An 18,034-nucleotide genomic window follows, 5' to 3' on the forward strand; every position below is an offset into this window, starting at 1 on the left:
CTATGATCCGCGCATGCTTGCCACCTACCCCGCGCTTGCCGACTGGCTCCACTGGCTGGATGCGTTTCCGCACCTGCGCCCGCTGCTCATCGCTGCCTATGTGCTGTACCTGCTGTGGCTGATCGGTTGGATCATGCTGCAGAAGCGCGAACCGGTCGCCACGCTGAGCTGGATCCTGTCGCTGGCCGCACTGCCCTACCTCGGGCTCTTCATCTATTACCTGCTGGGTCCGCAGAAAGTGAAGCGGCAGCGCCTGCGTCGTGGCCGCGCGCGCTCCGGCATGGAGCACTACAGCAGCGTCTGCCCGCCCGATGCGGACTGCACCGAACTGGCCAAGATCGCCCAGGCCACCACCGGCCTGGCACCGAGCTCGGCCACCGAAGTGACGTGGCTGGTGGATGGTGCGCAGACCTACGCCGCGCTGCTGGAGGCCATCGCGCAGGCGCGCGACCACGTGCACGTGGAGTACTACATCTTCAATCCGGACCATGCCGGCACTGCGTTGCGCGATGCCCTGCTGGAACGCGCGAAGGCCGGCGTGCGCGTTCGCCTGCTGCTCGATGCGGTGGGCTCTTCGGGCATCCGCGGGCGTTTCCTCAAGCCGCTGCGCGACGCCGGTGCGGAAGTGGCCTGGTTCCATCCCCGCCAGCTGCTCAAACCTTTCAAGCGGCCCTGGATGAACATGCGCACCCACCGCAAGCTGGTGGTGATCGACGGCCGCGTGGCGTTCACCGGTGGCATCAACATCACCGATGAGGAAGATGAAAGCCGTCGGCCCGATGCGTACCGCGACCTGCACATGCGCCTGACCGGCCACGTGGTGCGCAGCCTGCAGCTGGTGTTCGTCGAAGACTGGATCTACGCCACCGGTGAACCGAAGGACCGCTTCAACATCGCCCAGCTGTGGCCCAACGACACGCCCAGCCGGCAGGAAGGCAGCATCAACGTGCAGGTGCTGGTCTCCGGCCCCGACTCGGGCTGGGAAACCATCCACCGCCTGCAGGTGGCCGCCATCCACGAAGCACGCGAGCGCGTGTGGCTGGTGACGCCCTACTTCGTCCCCGGCGAAGCGGCACGCATGGCACTGACCTCGGCCGCACTCGGCGGGCTCGACGTGCGCCTGCTGGTGCCCAAGATGAGCGACTCCTGGTTCGTCACCCAGGCCGCGCGCTCCTACTTCGACGAGCTGCTGCAGGCCGGGGTGAAGATCTACGAATACGGTCCGCGCATGCTGCACACCAAGGCCTTCATCGCCGACCACGACGTCTGCATCGCCGGCAGCGCCAATTTCGACCATCGCAGCTTCCGGCTCAACTTCGAACTGTCGATGATGATCAGCGACGAAGGCTGCGTGGCCGAGCTGGAGAAGATCCTCATCGCCGAGTTCGCCGCATCCAGCCCGGTCCGCAACGACCGGGGCCGCTCGCTGTGGCTGCACCGCGTGCCCGAGGCCTTCGCCCGCCTCGCCTCGCCGCTGCTGTAACGGCGCCACGTGGAACCGGCACCGGTCGCGGCGCTACACTGGCGCGGTCAACCGGGGAGAACGGCTATGTATTGGGTGTACCTGCTGCTGGCGATCGGCTGCTTCGCCTTCGCCATCAAAACGCCCTCCACGGGCCTGATGATGCTTTCGCTGCTCGGCGCCCTGCTGTTCCTGCTGGCCTGGGTGCGCGGCCGTTACCTGGCGACCTTCGGCGACGGCGGGCGCGGCACCGGCAGCGAACGCGACCTCTACACCGCCATCGACCCCACTGAACTGCGCCGGCTGCGCGAACTGGCCCAGGCCAGTCGCGACGCCGACCGCGAAGAGAACGACCTGCCCCCGCGCCCATGACCCAGCTCAGCGTCAACGTGAACAAGATCGCCGTCCTGCGCAATTCGCGCGGCGGCCATGATCCCGATGTGGTGCAGGCGGCCACCGCGTGCCTGGAGGCCGGCGCCCACGGCATCACCGTGCATCCGCGCCCGGACCGCCGGCATATCCACGCCGAGGACGTGCTGGCCTTGTCGGCGCTCACCCACGCCCGCGGCGTCGAGTTCAACATCGAAGGCAACCCCTTCGCCCCGCTGCGCCCGGGCTACCCCGGCCTGTTGCCGTTGTGCGCGCAGACGCGCCCGGCCCAGGCCACGCTGGTCCCCGACAGCGATGGCCAGCTCACCTCCGACCACGGCTTCGACTTCGGCCGCGACGGCGAGCGCCTGCGCCCGCTGATCGCCGAACTGAAGTCCTACGGCTGCCGGGTCAGCCTGTTCGTGGATGCCGGCAATCCGGACATCGCGGCGGCGGCGGCCATCGGCGCCGACCGGATCGAGCTCTACACCGGTCCCTATGCCGAAGCGCATGCGGCCGGCGATGCCACGGTCATGCTCGCCCTGTTCGCCGACGCGGCGCGGCGCGCGCAGGCCGCCGGCCTGGGGGTCAATGCCGGCCATGACCTGTCGCAGGTGAATCTGCGCGATTTCCTGCAGGCGGTGCCGGACGTGCTGGAGGTGTCGATCGGGCACGCGTTGATCAGCGAAGCGCTGTATGCCGGGCTGGATGCAACGGTGAAGGGGTATCTTGGGTTGCTTTGAGATGGCGTTGACACGCATGGCGTGTCACTACGCACGCCTGTCCGTCGCGACGCGTCATGCGTCCCTGGCAATCGCGCGCACAACCGTAGCGACACGCCATGCGTGTCTCTCGCAGCACTGAAAGGACCAACTTTTCACAGCCTGTGGATAACCGTGGGGAGAAAACCCGACCGATTCATCGCAAACCCAGCGACCGCAACGGTTCCCCTTCCAAATACACCTGTGGTTAGTAATACTACTAACCCATGAGCACCCGGTTCCCCCTCGCCGCCTCTTTCGCGCCGTCTCAGCCGATGAGACGCCTGCTGCCTACCCTGTAGCAACATGGGTATCGCAATCAAAGGCCGCGGCTCCACCACGCACCTGGCAGGCCGTTTCGAGGTCACCGTCAGCGAAGCCATGGACGACGGCTGGGAGCCGGAGAACAGCGAAGAATTCGCCGCACCGCGCCTGCGTACCGAAGTCCGTGCGGAAACGGCGCGCAGCATCATCAGCCGCAACAAATCGCCCGACGTGGGCTTCAGCCAGTCGGTCAATCCATACCGGGGCTGCGAACACGGCTGCTCTTACTGCTTTGCCCGCCCCTCGCACGCGTTCCTGAATCTTTCTCCCGGACTGGACTTCGAAACCAAACTGTTCGCCAAGACCAACGCGCCGCAGCTGCTGCGCAGGGAGCTGTCGCGGCCGTCCTACGCCCCACAGCCGATTGCACTGGGCATCAATACCGATGCCTACCAGCCGATCGAGCGCAAGCTGAAACTGACCCGGCAGTTGATCGAGGTGATGCTGGAAACCCAGCACCCGTTCTCGCTGATCACCAAGAACGCGCTGGTGGAGCGCGACATCGACCTGCTCGCCCCGCTCGCGGAAAAGAACCTGGTCAGCGTGCACTTCTCGGTGACCTCGCTGGACCCGCACCTGTCTGCCCGCCTGGAACCGCGCGCCTCCGCACCGCACGCGCGCCTGCGTGCCATGCGCCGGCTGCACGACGCCGGCATTCCGGTGGGCGTGATGGTGGCCCCGGTCATTCCCTGGATCAACGACGCCGAGCTGGAAGCCGTGCTTGAAGCCGCGCGCGATGCCGGCGCAAGCACGGCCGGCTACGTGCTGCTGCGGCTGCCGCTGGAAGTGGCGCCACTGTTCCGCGACTGGCTCGACACCCACCATCCCGATCGCGCCGCGCATGTGATGAGCACCATCAACCAGCTGCGCGGCGGCAAGGACTACAACAGCGAGTTCGGTACCCGCATGCGTGGCGAAGGCGTGTACGCGGACCTGCTGTCCAATCGTTTCAAACTGGCGCGCAGGCGGCTGGGTTTCGACGCGCAGAACAGCCACTGGCCGAAGCTGGACTGCACGAAGTTCGTGCGGCCCCTGCCTCCGCGCGAGGATTCGCCGCAGGGTTCGTTGTTCTAGTCGATGGCACGCCCGCCACGATGCAACACCGCGCCGTGATGCAGCCCACTTTCGCGCAGGGCATTCCACGCACTGCCGAACAATGATTTCGCCTGCGACATCTGGTCGCCGAGGTAACGGCACACCACCACGCGCTCCAGCTCGCTGACGGAGAATGCGTGCCGCATCTCCTCGCCAACCCTTTCTCGAATGCGCGCTGCCGCCGCGGCGAGGGTCGGTCCGGCGTACACCAGGGTGCCGATGATCGGCTCGCCGGCCACGCCGAACGGTGCACCCTGGGCCCACTCCGGCCCTGAAATGCAGCAGCGTTCGAACCAGATCTGCTCGCCCTCGCGCACGATCTCCACGCTCTGCCGGAACGTTCCCGCGCCCGCGTACTCATTCGCAGCGGGCCGGGCGAACGTGACCATGTCCCAGCCGATGTAGACGGCGTCGGCGGCAAGTTCCGCGCGGGTTCGCATCGAGCCTTCGGCACCGGGATGAACGATGGTCTCCGCGGGAACGTACTCGCAGAGCGCGCCTTCCGCCACATGCACCCGCAGCAGCTGCTCGCTGGGTCGCTGTCGACTGCGGAGTATCCTGATCGGGCCGGACGTAGTGAGGACGGCCTGCGCACGTGCTGCCAGGTGGCAGTCGATCTCCAGCTGGCAGCCACGGGAAGGGTGCAGCAGATGCACACGCGCCGACCCGTCGTTTTCCGGATAGAACGTGCGCTGCGCAGCCGGCGGCCCAACATGCCGACGTCGCATGAGCCGGGTCCTGCCGTCCTGGTGCTCGAACCACAGCGCCAGGCTTCCACGCCAACCGTTCGCAGCCATCACCATCTCCCTGGGAACTGCAGGGCAACGACGCATTGAAAGCGCCTCTGCAACCACATTGGGCAGCGGCGTGTTCAACCCAGGTGAAAGACCTCAGGTGTTGCGCACGGCCGGCGCCACATCAAGTCGCAGCACCAGGTAGCGCATGAAGAACTGGGTGATGGGTCCAACGCCCAGCGCGAATACCACCGTGCCGACGCCGGCGACGCCGCCCAATGCAATGCCCAGCGCCAGCACCACCAGTTCGATGCAGGTACGCACGCGCTGGATCGACCCTCCCGCGCGGCGGGCAATGCCCGTCATCAGGCCATCGCGTGGGCCGGGTCCCAACTGGGCGCCGACATACAGCGCCGTGGCAATGGCACAGACCACCACGCCACCGACCAGGTAGACCCAGCGCAGCGCGAGCGTTTCAGGGACAGCCAACAGCTGCAGGTTGAGGTCGGTGAACGGACCCAGCAAAAGGGTATTGGCCAGCGTGCCAAGCCCCGGCATCTGCCGCAGCGGAATCCACAGCAGCAGGACCACCAGCGCCACCAGGACCATGATGGTGCCCAGCGACAGCGGCAGGTGCCGAGCCGCGCCCTCATGGAACACGACCCACGGCGAGCCGCCCAGCGTGCTGTACATCAACAGCGCATTCGAGAAGCCGTACAGCCACAGCCCGACCAGCAGGCGCAGCAGCCGCTCGGGCAGGCGGCCCGCGCGCAGCTGCGCAAGTGGTCCCAGATTGGTCAGTGCCGACGGAGAAGTATTCAGGTTCATGGGGCCAGTATCCGATCCACTGGCACTTCCACGTAGAGCCATTTCAGCCATAGTGGCTCCATGAATCGCGCGCTTACGCCCCAGCACCTGGCCACTCTGGTTGGCCAGTTTCCCCGCAGCCCCGCCTATCGCGGACTGCGCCAGGTCCTGCAGGAACTCATCGGCGACGGTCGTATTCCGCTCGATGCGCGCCTGCCCAGCGAGCGCGCCGTCTCGCAGCAGCTCGGAGTGTCGCGCAACACGGTCACGCGCGCCTATGCCGACCTGGTCGCTGCCGGTTTCGCCAGCACCCGCCATGGTGCCGGCACCTTCGCGGCGGTGCCGGCCGACCGCCGCCGCGCGCACGACCACGCACTGCGCTCGTTCGCCAGCCCGCACGACCCTGACGGCAGCATCGACCTTACCTGCGCTTCCACCACCGCCATCGCCGGGCTCGATGCCGCGTATGCGCGTGCCATGGAGCGGCTGCCGGGCTACCTCGGCAGCGATGGCTACCGCCCCACCGGCCTGCCGGTCCTGCGCGCCCTGATCGCGGAGCAGTTCGCGCAACGCGGCCTGCCCACCGACCCCGACCAGATCATGGTGACCTCGGGCGCATTGGCCGCCACGGCCGTGGTGGCGCGCGCGCTCTCGCGGCCCGGCGACAGGGTGATGATCGAATCGCCGGTGTACCCGAATGTCATCGAAGCGCTGCGCATCGGCGGCGCGCGACTGGTGGCGTCGCCCATGGGCGATGCGCTGGGCGAGGAAGGTTGGGATCTGGACGGCATTGCCGCCACGCTCACCCAGACCCGACCGCACCTGGCCTACCTCATCCCCGACTACCAGAACCCCACCGGCTTCCTGATGCGCGACGAGCAGCGCGCACGCTATGCGGCGGAGCTGCGGGCCACGCGCACGGTGCCGGTGGTCGACGAATCGCTGCAGGCGCTGTCGCTGACCGACGTCCCCATGCCGCTGCCGTTCGCCGCGCATGCGCCGGACGCCGTCACCCTGGGCAGCGTGTCCAAGCTGTACTGGAGTGGCCTGCGCGTGGGCTGGATCCGCGCACCGCAGGGAATGATGGACACGCTGATCAAGGCCCGCCTGCAGCTGGACCTTGGCACCGCCCTGTTCGACCAGCTGGTGGTGACCGAACTGCTGCAGGATCCGGCACTGCTGGCGGCACGCCGCACCCAGCTGCGCCAGCGCCGCGATGCGTTGGCCGACGCGATCGCCGAGCACCTGCCGGACTGGCGTTTCCGGCTGCCGCAGGGCGGCATGACGTTGTGGCTGCAGCTGCCGGCCGGCACCAGCGCCACCCGGTTCGCGGCCCAGCTGGAAGCGGCCGGCGTCCATGTTCCGCCCGGCCCGATGTTCAGCGTCGAAGGCGGCGGCGACCAATGGCTGCGCATTCCCTACGTGCGGCCGGAGGAAGACCTGCGCGCAGCGGTGCGACGCATCGCCGAGGTGTGGTCCAAGGCGCCGGCGCGGCCGTCCGCCCGCAGGGAAGGCGCGAGGGTGGTTATTCTTTAGCCCGCCCAATCCAGCGGATTCGCCTCAGGAGGTCACCTTGCCAGCCCTGTTTTCTTCGCTACGCGACATCCTGCGGGTGTACAGCGGAAGCCTTCAGATCGTGCACGACGAGGAACATCACTTCTATGCCAACTGCCAGAGGTCTGATGCCAAAGGCAAAGCACAGTTCTTCGGTGCGGTGAAACTATCCGGGCGCAAACTCGTCTTCCACTTCATGCCCATCTACGACTTCCCCGAGCTGCTGGTCGACATCAGTCCAGAACTCAGGAAGCGCATGCAGGGGAAGTCGTGCTTCAACTTCGAGGCTGTCGATCCCTCGCTCCTGGTCGAATTGCAGCGCCTGGTCGAACAGGGCGCCGCGCGCTACAAAGCGGCCGGCAAGCTGTAGCCCCGCTCAGCCCGCAATTTCCCGCAGCTCCTGCCGGTACTTCCGGCTGCAGGGCAGCGCCGTGCCGTCGCGCAGGTGGACCTTCGCGTCGCCGGTGTCCAGCGGCTCGATCGAGGCGATATGCGGCAAGGCCACCATATAGCTGCGGTGGATGCGTACGAAGCGTTGCGGATCCAGCCGGGTTTCCACCCCGGCCAGGGTGCTGCGCAGCGGATAGTCGTGGCCACGCACGCGCAGGTTCACGTAGTTTCCGGCCGCCTGCACCCATTCGATGTCGCTGGCGGCAATCAGGAACTCCCGGCCCAGCTTGCGCACCAGGAAGCGCTCCGGCCGCTCCACCGGCTCCACCGGCGGGCCCTGGTCGGGAGCACTCAGCAGGCTGACTTCGCCCTGCCAGCGCCGCATCACGAACCGGTAGCCCTCCATCACCAACACGATGGAGATGACGCTGCGGACGTCCTTGAGGTACTCGTAGAACAGCTCGCGTGGCCAAGGCCCGAAGTCATATTCCTGTCCGACCGCCCGGTACGCCAGCATCCGCAGCGCCACCATGGCAGCCACGTGGACCACGCAGACCGCCATGCTCACCGGAAGGTACTGCAGCAGGCGCCGCCGCCAGTTGTCCCAGAGCAGCGGGAACCGGCGCGTGTACCAGGCCAGGAAGGGGATCAGCAGCAGCAGCCACACCACCGCGCTGCTCGACTCCCACACCACCGGCTTCCAGGTCTCGAAGCCGGCATTGAGCCGGCGCAGGTCGATCACCGTGGTGATGCTGTTGCCGAGGAGGTTGGTGCCCACCAGCAGCACCCAGAAGCCCCACTCCACCCAGCGCCGCCACGGGAGATAACGTTCGTAGGGCATCGGGTCGGGGTCGGTCATCGCGCAAGTGTAGGAGGCGGCGCGGGTGCCGCACCATTCCCGCTCGTCCCCATGGGCCCGCGGTTCGTCCCTCGCTCCCGGCGGGCCGACCCTTCGCGCTGGCAGCCCCCGGTGCCGGGCCGCAGGGTGGTGTTCCCTGATGACTGGAGCGCACCATGCAACGCCGATACGACCTGGACTGGGTGCGCGTGTGCGCCTTTGGCGTGCTCGTGCTGTACCACGTGGGCATGTACTACGTGACCTGGGACTGGCATGTAAAAAGCCCGCATGCCAGCCACGCACTGGAACCCTTCATGGTGCTGACCGCGCCCTGGCGGCTGTCCCTGCTGTTCCTGGTGTCCGGCGCGGCCACCGCCTTCATGTTCAGCCGGATCCAAACGCGTCCCGACGCGGGCGGCAGCCGGCTGCGGCTGCTCGGCACCCGTTCCTGGACCCTGCTGGTGCCGCTGGTGTTCGGCATGGTGGTGGTGGTCACGCCCCAGTCCTACTACGAAGTCGTGGAGCAGCTGCCCGGCGGGTATCACCACGGCTACCTGACCTTCTGGGGCCAGTACCTTTCCGGTTACGAGGGCTTCTGCGATGCCGACGGCTGCCTGCGCGTGCCCACCTGGAACCACCTGTGGTTCGTGGCCTACCTGTGGGTGTACACGGTGGTGATCTGGCTGCTGTGGTGCCTGGGGCCGCGGCCTCTGCAGGCGCTTGGACGCGGCGTGGAGCATGCGCTTTCCGGCCTGGGCGCACTGGTCTGGCCTGCGCTGCTGCTGGCGCTGCTGCGGGTGACCCTGTCCGCGCGTTTCGAATCGACCCATGCGCTGGTGGACGACTGGTACAACCACGCCCAGTACTTCGCCGTGTTCCTGCTGGGCTTCCTGCTGGCGCGCGCCGACAGGTTCTGGGATGCCCTGGCCCACCTGCGCTGGCCGGCGCTGGTGCTGTGGCTGGCCAGCTGGGCCGGGATCATCGTGTACTTCGTCAGCTACGCCGAAGCGGAGCCGCCCTCGGCGCTGCGCATGGCCATGCGCGCGGTGTGGGGCCTGAACCAGTGGTGCGCCATCGCGGCGGTGCTGGGTTTTGCTCGGCACTGGAACCCGGGCAACAACCGCGCGCTGCGCTATCTGGTGCCCGCCGTGTTCCCGGTCTACATCCTGCACCAGACGATCATCGTGGTGGCGGCGCACAACCTGCAGCCGCTGGGCATTCCACCGTTGGCCGAGGGCCCGTTGCTGGTGGCGATCACCTTCGCGCTGGCCTTCCTGGGGTATGAAGGCATCCGCCGGGTCGCTTGGCTGCGGCCGTTGTTCGGGTTGAAGGTGGGCGGGGTCGCGACCCCTGTCCTGCCCGCCACCCGCGGCACTACGTAGGAGCGGCGCTCTGGCCGCGCCGGCATGCTAGCCTGCGCGGTTACGTCCATCCACTTGTCCGCCCATGCCCTCCAGGTCCCAACCTCGCCCCGCCACCCGGGATACCGGCGCCACCTTCCGCATGTTGTGGCCGCTGGTGGCAGTCATGCTGTTCTTCCTGGGCAGCGGCTTCCTGGCCGGCAAGAACATCCGCACGATCCAGCAAGGCAGTGCCCTGGTCATCCGCTCGCAGGAGACGATGAATGCCATGGGCGATGTGCTCTCGGCCGTGCAGGACGCCGAGACCGGGCAGCGTGGCTACCTGCTGACCGGGGACGAAAGCTACCTGGAACCGTATCGGACCGCGCTGGCGGTCGCCAGCACGCGGCTGGACGCCATGCAGCGCAGCCTGGCCGACGACCCCGCGCAGGGCGACAGGCTCAAGCTGTTGGCGCGCCGGGTCCAGGACAAGCTGGATGAGCTGCATGCCACCATCGAGCTGCGGCGCACCCAGGGCTTCGACGCCGCGCTGGCCGTGGTCAGTTCCAACAGCGGCAAGGCCGCAATGGACGATATCCGTGCGCGCCTGGCGGCCATGCGTGCCATCGAGCTCGACAAGCGCGCCCAGCGTCTTGCGGAAATGGAGTCGGCATACGCCACGGCGCTGAGCTCGGGGGCAGCCAGCGCGGTGCTGGGGACCCTGCTGACCATCTTCATCGCCTTCCTGCTTCGCCGCCACACCCGCGCGCGCGAACGCGACGCCTGGTTGCAGCGCGGACGCCTGGAGCTGGCCACCGCGACCGGCGGCGATCTGGACGGGGCCTCGCTTGCGCGCGCCAGCCTTGGCTTCCTCGCCGGTTTCACCGGCGCCCAGGCCGGCAAGCTGTTCGTGCCCGGCGCCCTGGGCTTCCAGCAGATCGGTGCGGTGGGCACCGCCACGTCGCCGGAAGACACCGCCAGCAGTGGCCAGCCGCTGGTCGGCGGCCTGCTCGGGCGCGCCGTGGACGAGAAGCGCGTGCTGCTCGTCAACGATGTGCCGCCGGGCTACTTCACGGTCGGCTCCGGCCTTGGACAGGCGCAGCCACGTCACCTGGTCATCGCACCCAGCCTGCACGAAGGCGAAGTGACCGGCGTCATCGAGCTGGGCTTCTTCGGCACGGTGCCCGCCGAGGTGATCGAACTGCTCGAACTTGCCTCGGCCGACATGGCCGTCGCGCTGCGCTCGGCCGCCTACCGGTCGCGCCTGTCCGAACTGCTGGCCCAGACCCAGCGCCAGTCGGAAACGCTGCAGGTGCAGAGCGAGGAACTGCGCGTCTCCAACGAAGAGCTGGAAGAACAGAGCCGCGCGCTGCGTGCCTCCCAGCATGAGCTCGAAGAGCAGCAGGCCGAGCTGGAGCAGACCAACAGCCAGTTGTTCGAGCAGTCGCAGCAGCTGGAAGAGGAGCGCGACAAACTCGCCCGCGCCAATGCCGGCATCGTGGCCGAATCGCACAAGGTGCAGCGCGCCAGCCAGTACAAATCCGAGTTCCTGGCCAACATGTCGCACGAACTGCGCACGCCGCTCAACTCGGCGTTGATCCTTTCCAAGCTGCTGGGCGACAACCGCGACGGCAACCTCAGCGCGGAACAGGTGAAGTTCGCGCGGACCATCCATGCCTCCGGCACCGACCTGCTCAACCTCATCAACGAAATCCTCGACCTCTCCAAGATCGAGGCCGGCCACATCGAAGTGCATGCCGAGCGCTTCGGGGTGGAAAAGCTGCTGTCGGACATCTCGGCACTGCTCGGTCCGGTCGCCAGCGAAAAGGGCCTGTCGCTGGAGGTCTCCATGAGCGCCGACTGCCCGGCGATGATTGAATCCGATCGCCAGCGCATCGAACAGATCCTCAAGAACCTGCTGTCCAACGCGCTGAAGTTCACCGAGGCCGGCAGCGTGGCCGTCTCGGCGTCGGCTACGCGCGATGGCAAGGTGGTGTTCGCCGTGCGCGACACCGGCATCGGCATCGCCCCGGAACAGCAGGCGCGCATTTTCGAAGCCTTCCAGCAGGCCGATGGTTCGATCAGCCGGCGCTACGGCGGTACCGGCCTGGGGCTGTCCATTTCGCAGGAGTTGGCGCGCCTGCTCGGCGGCGACATCACCGTGGAAAGCGAGCCTGGCAAGGGCAGCTGTTTCCGCCTGGTGGTCGCGACGAAGCTGGCGACGCAGGAGCCGCCGGCGCCGCCGGTCGCCGCAGCGCCGGTGGCACCCCCGCGCGCAAAGCGTGCGGACGTCCGCCCAGCGCTGGTGAACACGCGCGCTGCAGGTGACGCAGGCAACAAGCCGGGCAGCAGCGGGCGAGGCCTGATCCTGATCATCGAGGATGACGTCGCCTTCGGCGAGATTGTCAGCGACCTCGCGCATGAGATGGGCTTCCGCGCCAAGGTGGCGCAGACCGCCGGCGAAGCGCTGGCCGCGGCGCGCGCGGAACCCCCGCACGCCATCGTGCTGGACATCGGCCTGCCGGACCAGTCGGGGTTGTCGGTGCTGGACGTGCTCAAGCACGACATGCGCACCCGCCACATTCCCATCCACGTGGTCTCGGCCACGGACCATTCGCACAAGGCACTGTCGCTGGGCGCGGTGGGCTACCTCGGCAAGCCCGCCACCCGCGAGGAACTCGCCGGCGTGCTCGATTCGCTGGAACGTCGCCTCTCGCAACGCCCGCGCCGGGTGCTGGTGGTGGAAGACGACGCCGTGCAGCTGGACGCCGTGCGCGAACTGCTCGCGGTGGCCGACGTGGAGACCATTGGCGCGCGCTCGGCATCGGAATGCCTGCAGGTGCTGGAGCAGCACAGCTTCGACTGCATGGTGCTGGACCTGACGCTCCCCGACGCCTCCGGTTTCGAGCTGCTGGAACTGCTCACCGAAAAGAGCCTGCACGCGCTGCCGCCGGTCATCGTCTACACCGGCCGGGTGCTGTCGCCGGCCGAGGAAGTGCGGCTGGGGCGCTATTCCAGCTCGATCATCATCAAGGGCGCCCGTTCGCCCGAGCGCCTGCTCGACGAGGTCACCCTGTTCCTGCACAAGGTGGTCAGTGACCTGCCGGAATCGCAGCAGGGCATGATCCGTACCGCTCAGCATCGCGACACCGCACTGGAAGGACGTCGCGTGCTGGTCGTCGAGGACGATGTGCGCAACATCTACGCCTTGATGAATGTGCTGGAGCCGCACGGGTGCAAGGTATCCATCGCGCGCAACGGACAGGACGCCATTGATGCGTTGACCGCGGCGGTGGATGGCCCGGCGCCGATCGAACTGGTGCTGATGGACATCATGATGCCGGTCAAGGATGGCTTGACCGCCACGCGCGAGATCCGCCAGGACGGACGCTTCGGCAAGCTGCCGATCATCGCGCTCACCGCCAAGGCCATGCCCGACGACCAGCAGCAGTGCATCCAGGCCGGTGCCAACGATTACATCGCCAAGCCGCTCGACGTGGACAAGCTGGTGTCGCTGATCCGTGTGTGGCTGATGGCATGACCCGCAACGCGCCGCCGTGTGGCGGCGCGTGGACTGGCAGGTCAGTCACCCTTTCCGGCGGTGCCGATGGCGTGGGGCTTGCGGCTGCGCAGCCACAGCCAGGCAACCACGGCAAGCAGGGCAGCTGCAGCAATGTAAACCCCGTAGGTGCGCACCAGCTGGCCGACGAAAAAGCCGAGCTTGTAGCCCGCACTGTAGGAATCGGCATCCGCTGCAGCGACGCAGGGGACCAGAGCCGAAAGTGCCGCAAGACCTTGAAATACCTTTTTCATGCTTCTCCTTTGGGTTGTACGACAAGTTGACATCCTGCCATCGACGGCGCCGCTTCCAACCCGGTCACGCCGTGCGCGGTCTGACCAGCAGCGAAAGCGTGGCGCCGGCAAGTCCGCCCCATATGGCACCATCGGTGAAGCGGAAGCCGCTGAAGTGCGAGATCGCCAATCCAATGGCCATTCCCACCAACGCAAACCCGGCGGCCATGCGCTTGCGCTTCATCAGCACTTCAGCCGCAGCGCGCTTTTCGCGCATCCGCACCATCCTTGCATCCTGATCGCGGAGATGAGGTTCCAGGATGGCTTCGGAAACCGCTTCGGCCTGTGTCTTGTCCATCTGCCCCGCCTCCTGGTTGCTTGAACCGTATCGTAGCCGAGGACCGGCCCGCCAGCCTATGCCGGCGGGCACCTGACGCGCGCGGCAGCGGGTGAGGAGAGCTGGCCTCCACTCATGCCCACCTTTCCTGCATCCTTGTCGTCAACCATCCACCACAGCTGATCGCCGGTACTTCGCGAGACCACACCCATCTCGAGTCGGGCTTCGGTTTGGGAACGAAGTCGCTTGGTAATGCTGTCCGGGAGCAGGAAAATGTGCGGCGATCCACCAGCCACTGTGTAGCGGAGAACAAGCTTGCTGCCGCATGCTGTAATGCTCGGGTGTAGGAACATGTCCGAGCGGCTCCAACGCACCGGTCCGGGCAGGACGTTCAATCCGATTGCCTCAAGCTCGAAGTCAGCCCCACTTCGGCGGATCTGGAAAGCGGGGCGGTGCACATCCTTGCGCCCATAGAAGCTCAGATACCTGGCTTGACCCATGGCCGCATGGCGACCATGCCACTCGACCAGCCGTTCCGCCGTCATTGCCGTGGCATCTGTGTGGATCGGTCGTCGGCCACGATCTTTTGGCGAAAGCGCAGCGGGTACGCCCATGAACCTGTCGAACAGCCAGCGCGAGTCGTTGCTACCCTGCAGGCTGAAATCCTCCGGCACCGAGAGGGCGTCAGTGCCGGTCAAGCCCATTCCATACAGCAAGGCATCGACGTAGAACCTGACCTCGCCTCCCACGCCCTCAAGGTAGCTGTCGCCGACATCACTGTGGACACCAGGGAGATGGATCGTCCGTATGCGCCCATCTTCGGTCTCTGCATCGAGGTCAGGACGGAAGAAGATGCGACGCTCATCGAGCGAGACGAAGTGCAATACATGATCCGTAGAGGCGGGGATGCCGAGCAAAAGGTCACCGCGCTGTCCCGTTGCCACGGTGTCAAACAACAAGGCGTAGGAACGCACGCCAGGATCCCGCGCAGGATGCCTGCTGTCACAGTCGCGTTCGATCAGGTTCAAGAAATGGCGCGCCGACGCAGCGCCTCTGGAGAAACCTGCCACCAGGATGCGGACATCGGCCTCCGGTTCCAGGTTCCGGACGGCCCGTATGTCCTCCACGGCCCGCCGGCAGGCCTCAACGGCACGAGGACCACTCGATGCACCGGTGGCGGAATCCAGCCAACGCACTGGAGTGGTTCCCGCTGTCCCAGGTCCTGCCGTGTAACGGAAAACGGGACCACTCCGCCCGTCCTGCTCCAGTCGCTCGCGGATATGCGCGATGATCGTAGGGCGCTCTCTGTCCCGGATGTGTTCGCGGTCGTTTCGCGTCCCATCGAAAAGAACGACCAAAACCCTTGCGGGTCGATCATCCACCTCGGCGGCCAAGTCCCATGGCTTGGCATACAGTCTGGCGTCCACGATTGCCTGGGTACTTCGCAGTGAGAGTGGTCTGGGTTGAGCAGCGCAACCTGCCACCAGCGCCAGAACCAGCAGCGCCCACATGCGCCTTTCACCGAGTGCGCGAATGCTCATCATCGTTGTCCCCTCCATGGGACTGGATTGGTTACCCCGATCACCTCGGAACCATGCCAAAGATCAATCCACCAGTCAGCGCGGTCAAGGCCAGCGCGGCAGTCAAACCGACGTTGGTGCCGCACGCTTGATCTGTACCCGCTTGAACTCCCGTAACGCACGAGTGCCGTCCTCTGATACCAGATTGACCAAGTAGTCATTGGTCGACAGGAGATCCACGGCTTGATCCAAGGTCACGGCGTAGACTTTGTTCACCGCCCTGTTGGTTGGCGCGCCGGAGGAAGATGGCCGCTTCCGATTCAGTACATATCGGCCACTTGCATCGGGGCGAGCCATGAAGAGCTTGCCTGCGGCACTTCCACGCGTGCCGATTGCGCTGATGCTGATGACGGTTGCAGCCAAGGAGATCCTCCTTCAAATTCGTCGATGTGCAAAACCTGGTTAAGCTGGCCGCGAAGTTCCCGTGCGCCCTGTCCCTGCTTGGTCTTCCGTTGTAGCCGCGAAACGTTGGATTACAGATCTGCACGCAGGCACGGTGTGCAGATATCCACTGCGCGAGCACGCATCGAAGCAACCCATTCTTCACGGCTCATGCATTCATCATGCATCGTGCGCTACCCCGCCAGAGTGCACTGCGAACCAGGCATTCACCATGAGGCGGCTCTGTCCGCCGGATGGTTCACTCCATCTTCCACGGGAACGTTCGCAATGGCGAACGGATTGATACCCTCCAGGCAGCCCACGTTGAAGCCGTACTGCCCTGGATTCGAACGACGCTGGTGGTGCGTGTAGATGCCGCACGTGCCGCAGAAGAAGTGCTTCGCGGCGTGGGTGTTGAACTGGTAAAGCTTGAGCTGGTCCGCACCTTTCACGACGTGCAGACCGGAGAGCGGTACCGACGCGACCACCGCAGCCTTCCGACGACAGATGGAACAGTCGCAGCGGCGCGGATCGACGATGCCCTCCGGCAGCTCAAGCTCGAGCTCGACGGCGCCGCAGTGGCAGGTCGCGCGGTGGCGGGACTGGATGGGAACGCCGCCAACTTCCTTGATCATCTTTCAGGCCTCCACGGGTCCGCTGGAATCTACCCGACTCCCCTGCGCGGCACCAGTCGCGCCTGTGCAGGTCAGCCTGCAGCGCCCATCGTTCCTGGCGCGGCCACGCGGCGCGCAGCGCTCAGGTACCGGCAATACTTGCCAATGAAGATACCGGTGAAGCCGCCAGACAGAAGCAGGTAGGCCGCGCTGAAGCCGGCATCGGCGCTGAGCGACGGCGAGACCGACAGCGCGGATTCGAAGCCATACTTCACCGCGAACGTGACCAGCAGCAGGGGCAGCAGGCTGTAGTCGGCGCTGCGCCACAACATTCCCGTCGAGCGGTTCATGGCCAGCGTCGCGCGACGCAGCAGCATCCAGCCAAGGCCCATGCCCGCAGCGATGCCAACCAGCCACTCCGCCCACGCAATCCACGAGGCGCCGTAGCGCTGGGTGATCGACCAGATGCCCCACGCGGCGAACAGCGCCGGCACGATGGCCAGCCTGGCAAGCGAGGTCTCGCCCGGCTTCATGGCGGCAATGCCCCGGGTGACCAGGAAGATGAGAAGCGCCCAGACCCAGAGGGGAGTATGCGAAACGAACTGCTGCAACATGATCGGGACGTCCTTGGCGGGGTTGGGGCGCCGACGCGGCGCCGTGGTTGAATTCTCGCGTTGGGGCCGCCCGGAACAAGTGACAGCTGTCAGCCATCGGGGAGTACAGGAAGCGGCCAGGCAGGCGTCGAGCTCGATCCATTGCAGGCGATACCCGGGCATGATTGAATCCAACCACTGACGGCCCTGGCCGTCCCGGCTGCTCAGGATGAGGCGCATGCATGACTACTCCCGGTGAGATGCCAGGCGGTGGCGAAAACCGGGATGGAGGAATGTGGCGAGGGGTAAGGGCCATCGCCCTGGCGGCGCTGGCGGTAACCGCCGGGTACGCCGTGTACTCGAGCATGCACCGCACATCGGCCCAGGAACCGCCGGTAACGGCAATTGCCCCACCCGGTTCTTCACCGACCACTCGCAGCGCTCCGCGCGCTGCAGCAGCGCCGTTTACCAGGTCGGAGTGGGGATACCGCTGGGATGCGTCCAAGCCGGGCATCGCAGCCAGCGAAGCGGACGCTGCCTGGCTGGAGTCCAGGGGGTATCCGGGACCGGATGTCGAAGATCACCTGCGTCGCCTCTCCCTGCAGGAACTGCAGGCCCTGGCGGCACGGGGCAATCAGCCCGCCACGGCGATATACGCCTACCGGTTGGCCGCGGCGGGCGCGCCGCGCGCTGAGGTGCTGGCACTGTTGAGCAGGTCGGCAAACGAGGGATCGGTGTACGCGCTCAAAACCGCCGGCGACATTCACATGATGGTGCAGGGATACCACGATCCCGCCCTGGCGAGCGCCTACTACGGGCTGCTGGCCAGGGCGGGCGACCACTCGGGCTTCGAACAACGCTACCTGCTGTCCCATCAGCTCGACAGTACGCAGCGCTTTCAGTCCGATCTCATGCAGGAACAGCTGTGGCGCGACCTCAACGCCGCGCATCCAGCAGCAGGTGAGGAGCCGCGGCCAGGCTTCGACGAATTCCTGGGCCATGCACTGGGAGCGAAGCCGGAACTCTGATGCCGGACCCCGTCCCACAGGGTCGTTGCGACACC

18 protein-coding genes are annotated in these 18,034 nt (G+C 66.4%); 9 read left to right on the plus strand and 9 right to left on the minus strand.

Annotated features, from left to right (window positions below; all coding sequences use genetic code 11):
• The first annotated feature begins 13 nt into the window (after positions 1 to 13).
• The 4 genes from cls (at position 14) to FSZ13_RS13315 (ending at position 3,990) form a co-directional block, all read left to right on the plus strand.
• Positions 14 to 1,483 (plus strand): cardiolipin synthase, encoded by a 1,470-nt coding sequence (gene cls, locus FSZ13_RS13300; protein ID WP_145480482.1) that lies wholly within the window; start codon positions 14 to 16, stop codon positions 1,481 to 1,483.
• A gap of 66 nt (positions 1,484 to 1,549) precedes the next feature.
• Entirely contained in the window at positions 1,550 to 1,834 is a 285-nt protein-coding gene (locus tag FSZ13_RS13305) for a hypothetical protein (protein WP_145480483.1), read from the plus strand.
• Positions 1,831 to 2,574 carry a pyridoxine 5'-phosphate synthase gene (locus FSZ13_RS13310; RefSeq protein ID WP_145480485.1) on the plus strand — a complete coding sequence of 248 codons (744 nt, stop codon included), beginning with the start codon at positions 1,831 to 1,833 and terminating at the stop codon, positions 2,572 to 2,574. Before FSZ13_RS13305 ends, FSZ13_RS13310 begins: the two co-directional genes overlap by 4 nt.
• 324 nt (positions 2,575 to 2,898) lie before the next feature.
• Positions 2,899 to 3,990 (plus strand): PA0069 family radical SAM protein, encoded by a 1,092-nt coding sequence (locus FSZ13_RS13315; RefSeq protein WP_145480487.1) that lies wholly within the window; start codon positions 2,899 to 2,901, stop codon positions 3,988 to 3,990.
• Here FSZ13_RS13315 and FSZ13_RS13320 read toward each other — a convergent pair.
• Both FSZ13_RS13320 and FSZ13_RS18490 read right to left on the minus strand, forming a co-directional pair.
• Positions 3,987 to 4,808: an urease accessory protein UreD gene (locus FSZ13_RS13320; RefSeq protein WP_145480489.1), complete on the minus strand. Its 822-nt coding sequence runs from the start codon at positions 4,806 to 4,808 to the stop codon at positions 3,987 to 3,989. The two genes, FSZ13_RS13315 and FSZ13_RS13320, sit on opposite strands and share 4 nt — an antisense overlap.
• Before the next feature lie 93 nt (positions 4,809 to 4,901).
• Positions 4,902 to 5,573 (minus strand): YczE/YyaS/YitT family protein, encoded by a 672-nt coding sequence (locus FSZ13_RS18490; protein WP_186308943.1) that lies wholly within the window; start codon positions 5,571 to 5,573, stop codon positions 4,902 to 4,904.
• 60 nt (positions 5,574 to 5,633) lie between these two features.
• On the opposite strand from FSZ13_RS18490, the gene FSZ13_RS13335 reads away from it, so the two are divergent.
• Both FSZ13_RS13335 and FSZ13_RS13340 read left to right on the plus strand, forming a co-directional pair.
• The gene (locus tag FSZ13_RS13335) at positions 5,634 to 7,088 is read left to right on the plus strand and encodes a PLP-dependent aminotransferase family protein (RefSeq protein ID WP_145480493.1); all 1,455 of its coding nucleotides are present in this window, start codon (positions 5,634 to 5,636) and stop codon (positions 7,086 to 7,088) included.
• A 37-nt stretch (positions 7,089 to 7,125) separates the two neighbouring features.
• Positions 7,126 to 7,476: a hypothetical protein gene (locus FSZ13_RS13340; RefSeq protein WP_145480495.1), complete on the plus strand. Its 351-nt coding sequence runs from the start codon at positions 7,126 to 7,128 to the stop codon at positions 7,474 to 7,476.
• Between the two features lie 6 nt (positions 7,477 to 7,482).
• Here the strand turns inward: FSZ13_RS13340 and FSZ13_RS13345 are convergent, their stop codons facing one another.
• Complete coding sequence (locus FSZ13_RS13345) at positions 7,483 to 8,355, minus strand: LytTR family DNA-binding domain-containing protein (RefSeq protein ID WP_145480497.1); 873 nt, start codon at positions 8,353 to 8,355, stop codon at positions 7,483 to 7,485.
• 155 nt (positions 8,356 to 8,510) lie between these two features.
• Here FSZ13_RS13345 and FSZ13_RS13350 point away from each other — a divergent pair, with 155 nt between their 5' ends.
• A complete protein-coding gene (locus tag FSZ13_RS13350) occupies positions 8,511 to 9,716 on the plus strand; it encodes an acyltransferase family protein (protein WP_145480499.1) in 1,206 nt (401 codons plus the stop codon).
• A gap of 64 nt (positions 9,717 to 9,780) precedes the next feature.
• Positions 9,781 to 13,215, plus strand: coding sequence for a response regulator (locus FSZ13_RS13355; RefSeq protein WP_222116618.1), 3,435 nt, complete (start codon positions 9,781 to 9,783; stop codon positions 13,213 to 13,215).
• A 41-nt stretch (positions 13,216 to 13,256) separates the two neighbouring features.
• On the opposite strand, the gene FSZ13_RS13360 is transcribed toward FSZ13_RS13355, so the two are convergent.
• The 6 genes from FSZ13_RS13360 to FSZ13_RS13385 all read right to left on the minus strand — a co-directional run bounded on the left by FSZ13_RS13360 (position 13,257) and on the right by FSZ13_RS13385 (position 17,211).
• A complete protein-coding gene (locus FSZ13_RS13360; RefSeq protein WP_145480500.1) occupies positions 13,257 to 13,487 on the minus strand; it encodes a hypothetical protein in 231 nt (76 codons plus the stop codon).
• 64 nt (positions 13,488 to 13,551) lie between these two features.
• Positions 13,552 to 13,824: a hypothetical protein gene (locus tag FSZ13_RS13365; RefSeq protein ID WP_145480502.1), complete on the minus strand. Its 273-nt coding sequence runs from the start codon at positions 13,822 to 13,824 to the stop codon at positions 13,552 to 13,554.
• 56 nt (positions 13,825 to 13,880) lie between these two features.
• Entirely contained in the window at positions 13,881 to 15,344 is a 1,464-nt protein-coding gene (locus FSZ13_RS13370; protein WP_186308944.1) for a T6SS phospholipase effector Tle1-like catalytic domain-containing protein, read from the minus strand.
• A 102-nt stretch (positions 15,345 to 15,446) separates the two neighbouring features.
• Positions 15,447 to 15,746, minus strand: a complete 300-nt coding sequence (locus FSZ13_RS13375; protein ID WP_145480506.1) for a hypothetical protein — start codon at positions 15,744 to 15,746, stop codon at positions 15,447 to 15,449.
• Positions 15,747 to 15,991: 245 nt separating this feature from the next.
• Positions 15,992 to 16,399 (minus strand): GFA family protein, encoded by a 408-nt coding sequence (locus FSZ13_RS13380; RefSeq protein ID WP_145480508.1) that lies wholly within the window; start codon positions 16,397 to 16,399, stop codon positions 15,992 to 15,994.
• A gap of 71 nt (positions 16,400 to 16,470) precedes the next feature.
• Positions 16,471 to 17,211 carry a DUF6622 family protein gene (locus FSZ13_RS13385; RefSeq protein ID WP_260844184.1) on the minus strand — a complete coding sequence of 247 codons (741 nt, stop codon included), beginning with the start codon at positions 17,209 to 17,211 and terminating at the stop codon, positions 16,471 to 16,473.
• A gap of 53 nt (positions 17,212 to 17,264) precedes the next feature.
• On the opposite strand from FSZ13_RS13385, the gene FSZ13_RS13390 reads away from it, so the two are divergent.
• Positions 17,265 to 17,999, plus strand: a complete 735-nt coding sequence (locus tag FSZ13_RS13390) for a hypothetical protein (protein ID WP_145480510.1) — start codon at positions 17,265 to 17,267, stop codon at positions 17,997 to 17,999.
• The last annotated feature ends 35 nt before the right edge of the window (positions 18,000 to 18,034 follow it).

Source organism: Stenotrophomonas rhizophila, from assembly GCF_007667275.1.
GTDB lineage: Bacteria > Pseudomonadota > Gammaproteobacteria > Xanthomonadales > Xanthomonadaceae > Stenotrophomonas > Stenotrophomonas maltophilia_AE.

Bases quoted from the DNA above. Each gene is read 5' to 3' on its own strand.
- FSZ13_RS13385 (WP_260844184.1), bottom strand. From the start codon at position 17,211: ATGCGCCTCATCCTGAGCAGCCGGGACGGCCAGGGCCGTCAGTGGTTG.
- FSZ13_RS13305 (WP_145480483.1), top strand. From the start codon at position 1,550: ATGTATTGGGTGTACCTGCTGCTGGCGATCGGCTGCTTCGCCTTCGCC.
- FSZ13_RS13350 (WP_145480499.1), top strand. From the start codon at position 8,511: ATGCAACGCCGATACGACCTGGACTGGGTGCGCGTGTGCGCCTTTGGC.
- FSZ13_RS13370 (WP_186308944.1), bottom strand. From the start codon at position 15,344: ATGAGCATTCGCGCACTCGGTGAAAGGCGCATGTGGGCGCTGCTGGTT.
- FSZ13_RS13380 (WP_145480508.1), bottom strand. From the start codon at position 16,399: ATGATCAAGGAAGTTGGCGGCGTTCCCATCCAGTCCCGCCACCGCGCG.
- FSZ13_RS13345 (WP_145480497.1), bottom strand. From the start codon at position 8,355: ATGACCGACCCCGACCCGATGCCCTACGAACGTTATCTCCCGTGGCGG.
- FSZ13_RS13365 (WP_145480502.1), bottom strand. From the start codon at position 13,824: ATGGACAAGACACAGGCCGAAGCGGTTTCCGAAGCCATCCTGGAACCT.
- FSZ13_RS18490 (WP_186308943.1), bottom strand. From the start codon at position 5,573: ATGAACCTGAATACTTCTCCGTCGGCACTGACCAATCTGGGACCACTT.
- FSZ13_RS13360 (WP_145480500.1), bottom strand. From the start codon at position 13,487: ATGAAAAAGGTATTTCAAGGTCTTGCGGCACTTTCGGCTCTGGTCCCC.
- FSZ13_RS13390 (WP_145480510.1), top strand. From the start codon at position 17,265: ATGTGGCGAGGGGTAAGGGCCATCGCCCTGGCGGCGCTGGCGGTAACC.
- FSZ13_RS13355 (WP_222116618.1), top strand. From the start codon at position 9,781: ATGCCCTCCAGGTCCCAACCTCGCCCCGCCACCCGGGATACCGGCGCC.
- FSZ13_RS13315 (WP_145480487.1), top strand. From the start codon at position 2,899: ATGGGTATCGCAATCAAAGGCCGCGGCTCCACCACGCACCTGGCAGGC.
- FSZ13_RS13310 (WP_145480485.1), top strand. From the start codon at position 1,831: ATGACCCAGCTCAGCGTCAACGTGAACAAGATCGCCGTCCTGCGCAAT.
- FSZ13_RS13335 (WP_145480493.1), top strand. From the start codon at position 5,634: ATGAATCGCGCGCTTACGCCCCAGCACCTGGCCACTCTGGTTGGCCAG.
- cls (WP_145480482.1), top strand. From the start codon at position 14: ATGCTTGCCACCTACCCCGCGCTTGCCGACTGGCTCCACTGGCTGGAT.
- FSZ13_RS13320 (WP_145480489.1), bottom strand. From the start codon at position 4,808: ATGGCTGCGAACGGTTGGCGTGGAAGCCTGGCGCTGTGGTTCGAGCAC.